At 72.6% G+C, this 14,177-nt stretch carries 6 protein-coding genes; 4 read left to right on the top strand and 2 right to left on the bottom strand.

Annotated elements, in window-relative coordinates:
• Nucleotides 1-182 precede the first annotated feature (182 nt).
• Together ACZ7L1_RS05090 and ACZ7L1_RS05085 are read right to left on the bottom strand one after the other, a co-directional pair.
• A complete protein-coding gene (locus tag ACZ7L1_RS05090) occupies nt 183-1,727 on the bottom strand; it encodes an alpha/beta hydrolase (protein WP_471434296.1) in 1,545 nt (514 codons plus the stop codon).
• A 158-nt stretch (nt 1,728-1,885) separates the two neighbouring features.
• Nucleotides 1,886-4,825: a lysylphosphatidylglycerol synthase transmembrane domain-containing protein gene (locus ACZ7L1_RS05085; protein WP_471434295.1), complete on the bottom strand. Its 2,940-nt coding sequence runs from the start codon at nt 4,823-4,825 to the stop codon at nt 1,886-1,888.
• A 186-nt stretch (nt 4,826-5,011) separates the two neighbouring features.
• Here ACZ7L1_RS05085 and ACZ7L1_RS05080 point away from each other — a divergent pair, with 186 nt between their 5' ends.
• The 4 genes from ACZ7L1_RS05080 (at nt 5,012) to ACZ7L1_RS05065 (ending at nt 14,104) form a co-directional block, all read left to right on the top strand.
• Nucleotides 5,012-5,377, top strand: a complete 366-nt coding sequence (locus ACZ7L1_RS05080; protein ID WP_471434294.1) for an MGMT family protein — start codon at nt 5,012-5,014, stop codon at nt 5,375-5,377.
• A gap of 323 nt (nt 5,378-5,700) precedes the next feature.
• On the top strand, nt 5,701-9,027 hold the full coding sequence (locus ACZ7L1_RS05075; RefSeq protein WP_471434292.1) for an ATP-dependent helicase: 3,327 nt from the start codon (nt 5,701-5,703) through the stop codon (nt 9,025-9,027).
• A gap of 105 nt (nt 9,028-9,132) precedes the next feature.
• Nucleotides 9,133-12,690 carry a UvrD-helicase domain-containing protein gene (locus ACZ7L1_RS05070; RefSeq protein WP_471434290.1) on the top strand — a complete coding sequence of 1,186 codons (3,558 nt, stop codon included), beginning with the start codon at nt 9,133-9,135 and terminating at the stop codon, nt 12,688-12,690.
• Nucleotides 12,691-12,700: 10 nt separating this feature from the next.
• Nucleotides 12,701-14,104 carry a dipeptidase gene (locus tag ACZ7L1_RS05065; RefSeq protein WP_471434289.1) on the top strand — a complete coding sequence of 468 codons (1,404 nt, stop codon included), beginning with the start codon at nt 12,701-12,703 and terminating at the stop codon, nt 14,102-14,104.
• The last annotated feature ends 73 nt before the right edge of the window (nt 14,105-14,177 follow it).

Below are 14,177 nucleotides of genomic sequence, written 5' to 3'. Positions count from 1 at the left end.
TCCGCTCCCCGCTCGATGCCGCGGAAAGCAATGAGGCCATCGTAGGCGGGTCGAGGGGAGCTCGCGCCAGCCTGTGGATAACCATCTGACCTGGGGATTTCCGTAATGCGGGTGGGATTTCCGCCTGGGGGGCGGGATTCGGGTGGCTCGGGTGCAGGAGCGGTCGGGAGCAGGAGCGTCGGTCAGGTGCACACGGTGCCGGCCGCGGGGACCTTTCCGTTCAGCAGGTAGCCGTTCACGACGCTCTGCACGCACTTGTTCTTGCTGTCGTAGGCGCCGTGCCCCTGACCTTTGTACGTCAGCTCCACGCCGACGCCCTTGCCCAGCGCCTCCGCCATCCTCTTGGCGCCCTCGTAGGGGGTGGCCGGGTCGCCGGTGTTGCCGATCACGAGGATCGGCGGGGCGCCGGGCGCGCTCACGTTCGGATGGCTGACGGCTCCCGCCACCGGCCAGCCCGTGCAGCTGAGCATGCCCCAGGCCAGGAAGTCGCCGAACACCGGGGAGACGGCCCGGAACTGCGGCAGTTTGGCCTTCACGTCGGCAGGCGTGTACCGCGGCTTCTCGTCAACGCAGTTGATGGCGACGTTCGCGGGGATGAGGTTGCTGTAGTGGCCGTTCTCGTCGCGCCCGTTCATCGCGTCCGAGAGCACCATCAGCACCTCCCCGTCGCCCGCGTAGGCCCGCTGCAGCCCTTCGGTGAGATAGCCCCAGAAGTCCTTGGAGTACAGCGCCTCCGCGATGCCGTTGGTCGCGGCGGTCTGGGTCAGCCGGCGGGGGAAGATCCCGGGGATCGGCTTGGTGTCGAGTCTCTTCAGCAGGGCGACGATCCGGTTCTCGACATCCTGCGGGGTGCGGCCGACCGGGCATCCGGTGCTCTTGGAGGTGCAGTCCCGGGCGTAGTTGTCGAGCGCGAGCTGGAAGCCCTTGGCCTGGGCGAGCGCGCTCTGTTCCGGGTTCTGCGTCGGGTCGACGACCCCGTCCAACACGGCCCCCCCGACCTTCTTGGGGAACAAGTGTGCGTAGACACCGCCGAGTTCGGTGCCGTACGAGATGCCGAAGTAGTGCAGTTTCTTGTCGCCGAGCACCTGGCGCAGCAGGTCCATGTCGCGTGCCGCGTCGGTGGTGCGCACATAGGGCAGCACCCTGCCGGAGTGCTTCTGGCAGGCGTTGTTGAACTGCTTGGTGCTGTTCAGGAAGGCCGTCAGCTCGGTCGCGTTGTCGGGTGTCTCGTCCTGCTGGAAGAAAGCGTCGAGCTGCTGGTCGTCCTCGCACTTCACGCCCGCGCTCCGGCCGACCCCGCGTGGGTCGAAACTCACCAGGTCATAGCGGGTGCGCAGGGTCTCGTAGTCTTGCGCGAAGGCGGGCAGCGCGCTGACACCGGAGCCGCCCGGGCCGCCGAAGTTGAAGACCAGGGAACCGATCCGCTTGCTCGGGGGGCCGCTGGCCTTCACCCTGATCAGCGCGATGTCGATGGTGCCGCTCGTGGGGTCGTCCCAGTTCAGGGGCGCCTTCATGGTCGCGCACTGCCACCGTCCACCGTTCGGCAGCGGCGAGGGGGCGGTGCCGCCGCCCTCCGACGCGGACGGCGCCGGGCAGTTGTTCCAGATCAGCTTCTGACTCGACAGCTCCCCGTCCACGAAGCCGCTGGCGCAGCCCGTCAGAAGGGAGGACACAAGCACGGCGGCGGCGGCCACGGCGGCGGCGCGCTTCGAGAGACGGTTCGGCATGTCCCCATCGTGCGACCGCACGGCCCGGGGCGCTCGGGACGCGGTCCGTGCGGGTGACTCCCGGCCGCCGTCACCGCGTGGCGCCTGTGCCCAAGCTCCGGTGAGTGCGCCCCGGTGTGCCTGCGAGCTCCCACGCGCGCGTGCCGTACGCGGCAGTCCTAGAGCGCGTCCTTGCGCGTCAGATGGTTGAAGAACAGCCATCCGGGCAGCACCGGCAGCCATAGCGTCAGCAGCCGGTACAGCAGCACCGCGGGAGCCGCGACCTCCTTGGGGAGGCCGACCGCGATCAGACCGACCGTCAGGGTCGCCTCGACCGCGCCCACACCGCCCGGGGTCGGGGCGGCCGAGCCGAGGGCGTTGCCGGCGAGGAAGACCACCGCGACGCTGGCCAGGCTCAGCGTGGTCCTCTCCTCGTGCCCGAACGCCCGGATCGAGGCGTCCAGGCACATCACGAAGCACGCGGTCAGCAACAGCATGCCGCCGATGCCCGTGACCAGCTTCTGCGGCCGCTGCAGCACGTCCAGCATGCGCGGGACGACGCCCGCGAACAGCGACCGCACGCGCGTGACGACGAATTTGCGCAGGAACGGCACGGACGTGACCACCAGGACGAGCACCGCGACCGTCAGCAGACCCGCGATGACCGTGCGGGACGGGGACAGGGAGGGCGTCTTCTCGGTGCCCGTGAGATAGCCGAAGGACAGCAGCATCAGGATGTGACAGCCCAGCCCGAACAGCTGCGAGGCGCCCACGCTCGCCACCGCGAGCCCCGGCCGCACCCCCGCGCGCTGGAGGAACCGCGTGTTGAGCGCGACGCCCCCGACCGCGGCGGGCGCCACGATCTTCACGAACGACCCGGCGACCTGCGCGGCCACGGCCCGCAGGAACGGCACCCGCTCCGGCACGAAGCCCAGCAGCGCCATCGCCGCCGCGACGTAGCTCAGTGCGGAGAAGAACACGGCCGCCGCCACCCAGCCCCACTCGGCGTTGGCGAAGAGCGTGCCGAACTGGATGTGGGTGAGCTGCGTCAGCAGGAAGTACGCGCCGATGGCGCCCGCCATGAAGCTGATCAGTGTGCGCGGCCGGACCCGCTCCAGACGGGCCGGCTCCACCGGCGCCTGCGGCCGGATACGCAGCACCTGGTGGCGGATCTGGGTGAGCAGGTCCTCCTCACGGGCTTCCTCCAGCGCCTCGTCGATCGCCCGCTTCTCGGCCCGCTGCTCGGCGCGTACCGCCTTCTTGTCGGGCTTGTCGAGGACGACCCCGGAGCCGTCGTGGGTCTCCTCCCCACGGGCCGCTTTGGCCTGCCGGGACGCCTCGAGGACTGCTTCCCGCTCGCGCTGGGCCCGTTCCCTGGCCAGCCGCCGGAGCGTCGCGCGCGTGGAGCGGGTCAGCGCGATGGGCTGCAGCATGGGCAGACAGTCGGCGACCGCGTCCGGGCCGAGCACGTCGACCGCCGATGCCACCGACCGCTCGGCGCCGACCCGGAGCCCGAGGGTGGTCAGCAGCTGCGCGATGTCCATGCGCAGCACCAGGTCACCGGCCGCGATCTCGCCACCGCGCAGATCCGTGAGGATGACGGTGCCGGAACGATCCACCACGAGGGCGTCACCAGCGAGCCGCCGATGCGCGATGCGCCGCGACTGCAGCGCCCGCACCTGCTGCCAGGTGTCGTGGAGCAGTTCGTCGGTGATCTCCTGGTCGGCCAGCTGGTCCAGGGTGCGGCCGCCGGTGTGCTCGTAGACGAGCATCACGGCGTCGGGGCCGAGCTCGGAGGTCGCGATCAGCTTGGGCGCGTTGGCGCCGGCCGCGATGGCCGCGTAGGCGAGGAGCGCCTCCTGTTCCAGGGCCTGCCGCAGCGACTGCAGGCTGCGCCGGGTGGTGATCCCGCGCAGCGTCAGCCGCCGCCACACGCGGTAGAAGAAACCCTGTGCCTGCTGCTCGCGGTCGACGACGGTGACGTCAAGGGGCGGGCCGTCCTCCAGAGTGACGAAGTAGCGGCGGCCGCGGTCGCCGTTGTCCGCCGTGTCGTGCAGCTCCTCGCGCGCCGCGCTCACGGGGCGGAAGCCGACGGTGCGCAGCCCCGCCATCAGGGTCCGCCCGGTGGGCCGTACGTTCGGCGAGCCCACCGCGTACAGCGTTCCGGCCGCCACGCTCCAGCCGATCAGCACCGTCAGGATGATCGAGAACGGTGTCGTGTAGCCGGTGACCAGCATCGAGAAGGCGTCGAGCAGCAACACCACCCACAGCACGGCACGCCAACGGGGCCTGCGCGACATGCCCACGGCCGTCATATAGGCGATGACGGGCGCGAGATAGCCGTGCACCGGGTCGGTCAGGGCATGGATGTCGCCGGGGGAGGGCTGGGTGAGCGCTTCCTGGATGGAGGGCGGGGCGGCCCGGGCGACCCACAGGTCCGTGGCGAGTGTCACTCCGTGGGCGAGGACGGCCGCGAGGACGCCGTCGGCGATGCGCACCCCGTCCCGCTTGATCAGCCGTTCGATCGCGAAGGCGACCGGTACCAGCAGGATCGCGATGCTCGACGCCAGACCCGCGATCTTGATCAGCAGATCGGGTGCCTGCCCCGTGCCCCTGTTGATGTCCTGCTCGAGCCCCGACGTGGTGCCGTGCGCGAACGCGGCGACCGCGAGCAGCACCACGATCCCGAGCACGCCCACCAGAAGCCGCATCAGGTCCGAGGGACGGTGCACGCGCGCGGGGAGCAGCGGTTCGTCGCCCTCCACTTCGTCGTTGTGGGCGTCGGTGCCCTCCTCGTCCCGCCGCGGTCCCGGATGGGCAGCCGCTGACCGCGGCGTGTCGTCGTCGGGCGCCTGGGCGGGTCCGGGTTCGTCGTCGGGCGCCTGGGCGGGTCCGGGTTCGTCGTCGGGCGCCTGGGCGGGTCCGGGTTCGTCGTCGTGCGCCTTCTCGCCGTGGCTGTCGTGCGCCGTCTCGCGCGTGAGGCCGTCGGCGCGCCTCTCCTTGCTCGCTTCTTCGTTCGCCTCTTCGCCGGCGTGATGGCCCGCGGCGGCGGTGTCAGGGCGCGACGAACCCCCAGGGGTGCCCTCCGCGCCGTCGGGGTGCACGCCCTGTTGCTTCATCGTCTCTTCTTGGTCTCGTATCACCAGTCACCGCCCGCACGATGGTGGCATGCCCACCCGACACACGGGGGCATCAGGGTGCAAATGCGGGGGCGCACAGTCTGCCCGAAGCGCTGCGCCGGGGCGAGGGTCACGCTCGGCCGCTCTCTCATCACATTGTCGGTGGGGTGGGGCAGGATGGGGCGGATGAGCGAGGAGAACCTTGCGGCAGACGCCCTGCCCGAGTACGCGGAACGGGTCCTTGACGTGGCCGAACGCATTCCGCCGGGACGCGTGATGACGTACGGGGATGTCGCCGAGTGGCTGGAGGACGGAGGCCCGCGCCAGGTGGGTCGTGTGATGGCTCTCTACGGCGGAGCGGTCCCCTGGTGGCGCGTCATCCGCGCGGACGGCGCACTGCTCCCGGGCCACGAGTTGGAGGCGCTCGGCCACTACCGGGCGGAGGGCACCCCACTGCGGGAGGCCGGCCGCGCCTCGGAGGGGCATCTGCCGCGGGTCGACATGAGGCGGGCGCGCTGGGACGGCGTCGAACGCGCGGAGGGTCACGTCTGACAGCTTCCGGCATCGGACGGGCCGAATGGGCGCGTGTCGCTCGTACGGGTGAAGTAGGGCACAAGCGTGGCATGCCGTACGTTCGTGGATTGGGCCACCGCAGTGACAGGAGTGACAAGAGGGGCCTGCGGGAGATCCGTGAAGCCCTGCTTCCGCGGACCGGGCGGGCGTAGCGTCGAGGGCGCGCGTTCCCCTCATCCCGCGACCACCGCCCGCCACGCGCGGCAGCCCTGCCGGCCGCCGCCCGACCACCATCCCTCGACGACGGCGTTCCGCGCCTGCAGTGACCAGCACGAGTACGACCACCAGGACCGGCGAACCACGTGAGCTCCTCTTCCTCCACCAGGCGCCTGCCGCACCCCCGGGTGCGGGAGGGGAGCCGTGGCGCTTACCGACTGGTGCGTACCCCGCCCGTCCGGGTGGATCCCCCTCGACTGGACGCGAGCCAGCGCGCGGTGGTTGAGCACGAGTCCGGCCCCCTGCTCGTTCTCGCAGGCCCGGGCACCGGTAAGACCACCACGCTCGTGGAGTCCATCGCCGCCCGAATCGCCCGCGGCGGTGACCCGGACCGCATCCTGGTGCTCACGTTCAGCCGCAAGGCCGCCGTCGACCTGCGTGACCGGATGGCGCTGCGCACCGGCGCGGCGCACGCCCCGCAGGCCACCACGTTCCACTCGTTCTGCTACGCCCTGGTCCGCGCCCACCAGGACAGCGGCCTCTTCGCCGAGCCCCTGCGGCTGCTGTCCGGCCCCGAGCAGGACGTGGCCGTGCGCGAGCTGCTCGCCGGCCAGCCGGATCTGGAGCGCCTCGGCCTCGCACACGTGCGCTGGCCCGACGAACTGCGCGCCTGCCTGACCACGCGTGGCTTCGCCGACGAGGTCCGCGCCGTGCTGGCCCGCAGCCGGGAACTCGGCCTCGGCCCGGACGCCCTGCGCCGCTTCGCCGAGCGGACGGGCCGCCCCGACTGGCAGGCGGCTTCCGCCTTCCTCGCCGAGTACCTGGACGTCCTCGACCTCCAGGGAGTGATCGACTACGCGGAGCTGGTCCACCGCGCGGTCCTGCTGGCCCGCCGCCCCGGCGTCGCCGAGCGCCTGGCCGGCCAGTACGACGCGGTCTACGTCGACGAGTACCAGGACACCGACCCCGCTCAGGTACGGCTCCTACAGGCGCTCGCGGGCGACGGCCGCACCCTGGTGGCCTTCGGCGACCCCGACCAGTCGATCTACGCGTTCCGGGGCGCCGACGTGAACGGCATCCTGGACTTCCCCCACGCCTTCCCGCGCACCGACGGCGCACCCGCGCCCGTCGAGGTCCTCAGGACGTCCCGCCGCTCCGGAGCCGCCCTCCTCGCCGCGACCCGGCTGCTGACCCAGCGCATGCCGCTGACCCGGCTCCCGGCGGAGAAGGTACGCGCCCACCGGGAACTCGCCCCCGTACGGGACGGTGGCCAGGTCGAGGTCTACACGTACCCCACCCCCGGCACGGAACTGGACAACATCGCCGACATCCTGCGCCGGGCACACCTGGAGGACGGCGTTCCATGGGGCGAGATGGCCGTCCTCGTGCGCGCCGGAGCCCGCGCGATCCCGACGGTCCGCCGTGCCCTGACGGCCGCGGGAGTCCCCCTGGACATCGACGGCGACGACCTGCCGCTGCGCCATGAACCGGCGGTGACCCCGCTGCTGACGGCGCTGCGGGCGGTGGCGCGGGCGGAGGCGTCGCGAACAGGATCGGAGGAAGCCCGGCAGGAGGGGGCGGAACCGGAACCCTGGCTGGACACCGAGACCGCGCTCACCCTCCTCGCCTCTCCGCTCGCCGGCATGGACACCGCGGACCTGCGCCGCCTCGGCCGTGCCCTGCGCGAGGAGGAACGGGCGGCCGGCAACCCCGTACCCCCGCCCTCCGACGACCTGCTCGCCCGGGCGCTGGCCGAACCCGAACGCCTGGTGACGCACGACCCGGCGTACGCGCGCGGAGCCCAACGCCTCGGTGCGCTGCTCAGGAAGGCCCGCGAGCGGCTCGCGGACGGCGGCACCGCAGAGGACGCCCTGTGGGTGCTGTGGGACGGCACGCCGTGGCCCAGGCGTCTGGAGAACGCTTCCCGGCGCGGCGGCGCGGCCGGGCGCAACGCCGACCGTGACCTGGATGCCGTGTGCGCCCTGTTCGCGACCGCCGCGCGCGCGGAGGAGCGCACCGGCGGCCGGGGCGCCCTGAACTTCCTGGAGGAGATCGAGGCCCAGGACATAGCCGCCGACACGCTCACCCGCCGCGCCGTGCGTCCTGACGCCGTCCGCTTGATGACCGCACACCGCTCCAAGGGACTGCAGTGGCGTCTGGTCGTCGTCGCCGGTGTCCAGGAGGGCCTGTGGCCCGATCTGCGCCGCCGAGGCTCCCTCCTGGAGGCCGACCGCATCGGCCGTGACGGGCTCGCCGAACCCCTCACCCCGGGCGCGCTGCTCGCCGAGGAGCGCCGCCTGTTCTACGTCGCCTGCACGCGCGCGCGTGAACGGCTGGTCGTCACCGCCGTGAAGGCCCCCGCCGACGACGGCGACCAGCCTTCCCGCTTCCTCGCTGAACTCGGTGTCGAACCCAGGGACGTCACCGGCCGCCCACGCCGTCCCCTGTCCGTCGCCGCCCTGGTCGCCGAACTGCGCGCCACGACCGTCGACCCGCGCGTCTCCGACGCCCTCCGTGCGGCCGCCGCCCGTCGGCTGGCCCGGCTCGCCGCCGTCACCGACGAGGACGGACGGCCCCTGGTGCCGTCCGCCCACCCGTACCGCTGGTGGGGCATGTGGGACCCGACCGAGAGCAAGGTGCCGCTGCGCGACCGCGACCAGCCCGTCGTGCTCTCCGGAAGCGCCCTCGACCAGCTCGCGAACACCTGTGCCCTGCAGTGGTTCCTGGGCCGTGAGGTGAAGGCCGACACGCCGGCGACCGCCGCCCAGGGGTTCGGAAATGTGGTGCACGTCCTCGCCGACGAGGTCGCCTCCGGTCGCACCCCCGCCGACCTGGACGTGCTCATGGAACGCCTGGACTCGGTGTGGAACGCGCTCGCCTTCGACGCGCCGTGGAAGTCCGCCCAGGAGAAGGACAACGCGCGCGCGGCACTCGAACGCTTCCTGAAGTGGCACGTCGACTCGGGTGGCGCCCGTGCCGGGCGCCACCCGGTGGCGAGCGAGCACGACTTCGACGTCACCCTCGAAGCGGGCGACTACCAGGTGCGCATCCGCGGCTCCATGGACCGGGTGGAGTCCGACGGCGAGGGCCGCGCCTACGTGGTCGACTTCAAGACCGGCAAGCAGGCGCCCAGCGCCGCCGAGGTGGACCGTCATCCGCAGCTCGCGGTGTACCAGCTGGCCGTGCGCGAGGGCGCCGTCGACGAGGCGTTCGGCGGCCGGCGTCCCGAGCCGGGCGGCGCGGAACTGGTCCACCTGCGGCAGGGCGCCGTCAGGAAGGACGGCGGTGAGACGCTGCCCAAGGTGCAGGCGCAACACCACCTGGAAGGGGAGTGGGCCGGGGAGCTGCTGGCCACCGCCGCCGGCAAGGTCCTCGACGAGCGTTTCTCGCCGACCACCGGGCAGCACTGCACCCACTGCGCTTTCCGGGCGTCGTGCAGCGCGCGGCCGGAGGGCCGGCAGGTCGTGGACTGACAGCACGGGTGTGACCAGTCGCACCACCCGTGCCGACCAGCGCATCGGCGGGCGCGGCAGGCGGCTGGGCACCCGCTGTCAGTGGCCACCGATAGCCTCTCCGTCGTGCCCGCCTGTATCACTGACCCCGAGCAGCTCAAGGAGCTCCTCGGCATCCCGTTCACCCCGGAGCAGACGGCCTGCATCACCGCGCCGCCCGCCCCGCAGGTGATCGTGGCCGGAGCCGGGTCGGGCAAGACCACGGTGATGGCGGCCCGCGTGGTGTGGCTCGTCGGCACCGGCCAGGTCGCCCCGGAGCAGGTCCTCGGCCTCACCTTCACCAACAAGGCAGCCGGTGAACTCGCCGAGCGTGTCCGCAAGGCGCTGATCAAGGCGGGCGTCACAGACCCGGACGTGATCGACCCGGACAACCCGCCGGGCGAGCCGGTGATCTCCACGTACCACGCCTTCGCGGGCAGGCTCCTCACCGACCACGGCCTGCGCATCGGGCTGGAACCCACAGCACGCCTGCTCGCCGACGCCACCCGCTACCAGCTCGCCGCGCGCGTGCTGCGTGAGGCACCGGGCCCCTATCCGGCGCTGACCCGGTCCTTCCCGGACCTCGTCGGCGACCTCCTCACGCTCGACGCCGAACTGGCCGAGCACCTCGTGACTCCCGAGGACCTGCGCGCTCACGACGCCGAGCTGCTACGCATACTGGAAGGCGTCCGGCTCACCAACGCCGACCTGCGCAAGGTTCCCGAGACGGCCGCCGCCCGCCGGGAACTCGCAGAGCTGGTGATCCGCTACCGGGCGGCCAAGCGTGAGCGGGACCTGCTCGACTTCGGCGACCAGATCGCCCTCTCCGCCCAGCTCGCGGGCCTCCCCGAGGTGGGCCGCATCCTGCGGGACGAGTTCCGCGTGGTCCTGCTCGACGAGTACCAGGACACATCGGTGGCCCAGCGGGTCCTGCTCGCCGGACTGTTCGGCGGCGGCAGCGGCCACCCCGTGACCGCCGTCGGCGACCCCTGCCAGGCCATCTACGGCTGGCGCGGGGCCTCCGTCGCCAACCTCGACGACTTCCCCGAGCACTTCCCCCAAGCCGACGGCCGCCCCGCGACCCGCCAGGCCCTCAGCGAGAACCGCCGCAGCGGCGGCCGCCTCCTTGATCTCGCCAACGGCCTCGCGGCGCCCCTGCGCGCGATGCACGCGGGTGTCGAGGCCCTGCGCCCCGCCCCGGGCGCCGAGCGTGACGGCCTGGTGCGCTGTGCCCTGCTGCGCACCCACTCCGAGGAGATCGACTGGATCGCCGACTCCCTCGCCCACCTGGTGCGCACCGGCACCGCTCCCGGCGAGATCGCCGTCCTGTGCCGCACCGCCACCGACTTCGCGGAGATTCAGGGCGCCCTGGTCGCACGCGACATCCCGGTCGAGGTCGTGGGCCTGTCCGGACTGCTGCACCTGCCCGAGGTCGCCGACCTCGTCGCCGTCTGCGAGGTCCTGCAGGACCCCGGGGCCAACGCCTCCCTGGTCCGCCTCCTCACCGGGCCGCGCTGGCGCATCGGCCCCCGCGACCTCGCGCTCCTGGGCCGGCGTGCCCGTCTTCTCGTGTCGCACGCGCGGGTGGACGGCGACGAGGACCCGGACCGCAGGCTCGCCGCCGCCGTCGAGGGCGTCGACCCGTCAGAGGTGATCTCGCTCGCGGACGCCCTCGACACCTTCCTCGAACTGCCCATGGAGGCCGAGCGGGAGGACGACGGGCTGCCGTTCTCGCCCGACGCGCGCGTACGGTTCGCACGGCTGGCCGCCGAACTGCGCGACCTGCGCCGCTCCCTCGCCGACCCGCTGATGGACGTCCTGCACCGCGTGCTGGCCGTCACCGGACTGGAAGTCGAGCTGTCCGCGTCCCCGCACGCGCTGGCCGCACGCCGCCGCGAGACCCTCTCGAACTTCCTGGACATCGCCGCGTCCTTCGCCGCCAACGAACCGGACGCCAGTCTTCTCGCGTTCCTGGGCTTCCTGCGCACCGCCGCCCAGTACGAGAAGGGCCTGGACAACGCCCTCCCCGGTGGCGAGAACACCGTCAAGGTGCTCACCGCGCACAAGTCCAAGGGGCTGGAGTGGGACGTCGTCGCCGTCCCCGGGCTGGTCAAGGGCACCTTCCCGAGCGCCCAGGGCCGCGAGAAGTGGACCGCCCAGGGCAAGGTGCTGCCGCACGCGCTGCGCGGCGACACCGACACCCTGCCCGAAGTCGAGACCTGGGACTCCCGCGGCCTGAAGGCCTTCCACGAGGCCATGAAGGAGCACCAGCACACCGAGGAGCTGCGCCTCGGCTACGTCACCTTCACCCGTCCCCGCTCCCTGCTGCTCGGCTCCGGCCACTGGTGGGGCCCCGCCCAGAAGCGCCCCCGAGGTCCCTCGGACTTCCTCCAGGCCCTCTACGAGCACTGCGAGGCCGGGTACGGCGAGATCGAGGTGTGGGCCGACCCGCCCGCCGAGGACGAGGAGAACCCGGCGCTCCACGAGGCCGCCACCGACCACGCCTGGCCGCTCCCGCTGGACGAGGCGGCCCTGGCCCGCCGCCGCGCCGCCGCCGCGACCGTACTCGCCCACCTGGAGCAGGTCGCCTCACACGAAGGCGTCCACCCGGCAGCCGACCACGACCCCTCCGTGTATGACGACCCGGAATGGCCGCCACCGCCGGACGACGAGGACCTCTACGACGACTCCGACGGGGAGGAAGCCGCCCACGGCGCGTTGCCGCCCGCCGAGGAGGAAGCCGCCTGGGAGGACCACCCCGAAGAGGACGCCTCCGACTGGGACTCCTGGACGACCCACCATCCCACGTCCCCTTCCGCCGCCCCCCACGCGCGCATAGCCGAGGGCGACGGCACCCCCACCGTCCCGCACGCCCGGCGGCACCCGTCCAAGGCCGCCTTCGCGCTCACCCCGGAGGAGGCCCGCACCGTCGCCTCCTGGGACCGCGATCTGGACGCCCTCACCGGAGAGCTGCTGCGCGCCCGCGCGGCCGTCACGGACGTGCCGCTACCGCCGTCGCTGACCGCCTCCCAGGTGCTGCGCCTGGCCGCCGACCCGGACGGGCTCGCACAGGAACTCGCACGCCCCATGCCCCGCCCCCCGCAACCGGCGGCGCGCCGGGGCACCCGATTCCACGCCTGGGTGGAGGCACGCTTCGAGGAACTGCGGCTGCCCATGCTGGAGCCGGACGAGCTACCCGGCAGCGACGCGGAGATCGCCGACGAGCGCGACCTGGAGGCACTCAAGGACGCCTTCGAACACACCCCGTACGCCCACCGCACCCCGTACCGCGTCGAGGCACCCTTCCAGCTCGCCATCGCCGGCCGCGTGGTGCGCGGCCGCATCGACGCCGTCTACCGCGTGGACGGCGAGGACGGCGAGGACGGCACGCAGTACGAGATCGTCGACTGGAAGACCAGCCGCGCCCGCACCGCCGACCCGCTCCAGCTCGCCCTGTACCGGCTCGCCTGGGCCGAGCAGCAGGGCGTGCCCCTGGACGCCGTCAGGGCCGCGTTCCTGTACGTCCGCAGTGGCGAGGTCGTACGCCCCGAGGGACTCCCGGACCGGGCCGCTCTCGAGCGGCTGTTGCTGGCCGGTCCCGCCGGTGGGGAACCGGCCGACCAGGATGTCGGCGCGGGCCGATAGGCTCGTGACCATGAGCGAGACCCCGGACAGTGCCGTCCGTACGTACATCGACACCCACCGCGCCGCCTTCCTCGACGACCTCGCGGAGTGGCTGCGCATCCCGTCGGTGTCCGCCCAGCCCGAGCGCGCGGCGGACGTGCGGCGCAGTGCCGACTGGCTCGCCACCAAGCTCCGGGAGACCGGCTTCCCCACCGCCGAGGTGTGGCCGACTGCCGGAGCTCCCGCAGTCTTCGCCGAGTGGCCCTGCGACGACCCGCAGGCACCCACGGTCCTCGTCTACGGCCACCACGACGTCCAGCCCGCCGCCCGCGAGGACGGCTGGGACAGCGACCCCTTCGAACCGGTGATCCGCGACGGCTGCCTGTACGCGCGCGGGGCCGCCGACGACAAGGGCCAGGTGTTCTTCCACACACTCGGCGTCCGCGCCCACCTCGCCGCCACCGGGCGCACCGCCCCGGCCGTCCACCTGAAGCTGCTGATCGAGGGGGAGGAGGAATCCGGCTCCCCGAACTTCCGCACCCTCGTCGAACAGCACGCCGAGCGGCTCATCTCCGACACGGTGATCGTCTCGGACACCGGCATGTGGTCCGCGGACACCCCCACCGTCTGCACCGGCATGCGTGGCCTCGCCGAATGCGAGATCACGGTGTACGGACCCGAGCAGGACATCCACTCCGGGTCCTTCGGCGGCGCCGTCCCCAACCCGGCCACCGCGGCAGGCCGCATGGTCGCCGCCCTGCACGACGAGCACGCGCGCGTGGCGATACCGGGCTTCTACGACGGCGTCGTCGACCTCGCCGACCGCGAACGCGAACTGTTCGCCGAACTGCCCTTCGACGAGGAGGAGTGGCTGCGTACCGCCCGGTCGAGTGCCACGTACGGCGAGGCGGGGCACACCACGCTTGAGCGCATCTGGGCCCGCCCCACCGCCGAGGTCAACGGCATCGGCGGCGGCTATCAGGGCCCCGGCAGCAAGACGATCGTCCCGTCCTCCGCCATGGTCAAGCTCTCCTTCCGGCTGGTCGCGGGGCAGGACCCCGACCACATCGAGAAGGTGGTGCGCGCCTGGGCGGCGGATGCGCTGCCCGCCGGGATCCGGCACGAGATCACGTTCGGCTCGGCCACCCGCCCCTGCCTGACACCCCTCGACCACCCCGCCCTGCAGTCCGTCGTACGCGCCATGGGCCGCGCCTTCCAGCAGCCCGTCCGCTTCACCCGCGAGGGCGGATCCGGACCCGCCGCCGACCTCCAGGAGGTCCTCGGCGCACCCGTCCTGTTCCTCGGTATCTCCATCCCCTCCGACGGCTGGCACGCCCCGAACGAGAAGGTGGAACTCGATCTGCTCCTCAAAGGCGTCGAAACCGCCGCATACCTGTGGGACGACCTGGGGAAGAACCGGCGCGATGTCGACTGACGAAGGCGCGGGGCACAGGGTCGCCCGGGCGGACCGCCCGGCGCGGCACACTGGAAGGGCCGCCCCGCCCGCC

Source organism: Streptomyces sp. NPDC107546, assembly GCF_055639175.1.
The sequence above is the reverse complement of the archived record's forward strand: the minus strand, read 5'-3'. Positions and strand labels throughout refer to the sequence as shown.

Bases quoted from the DNA above. Each gene is read 5' to 3' on its own strand.
- ACZ7L1_RS05090 (WP_471434296.1), bottom strand. From the start codon at position 1,727: ATGCCGAACCGTCTCTCGAAGCGCGCCGCCGCCGTGGCCGCCGCCGCC.
- ACZ7L1_RS05085 (WP_471434295.1), bottom strand. From the start codon at position 4,825: ATGAAGCAACAGGGCGTGCACCCCGACGGCGCGGAGGGCACCCCTGGG.
- ACZ7L1_RS05080 (WP_471434294.1), top strand. From the start codon at position 5,012: ATGAGCGAGGAGAACCTTGCGGCAGACGCCCTGCCCGAGTACGCGGAA.
- ACZ7L1_RS05065 (WP_471434289.1), top strand. From the start codon at position 12,701: ATGAGCGAGACCCCGGACAGTGCCGTCCGTACGTACATCGACACCCAC.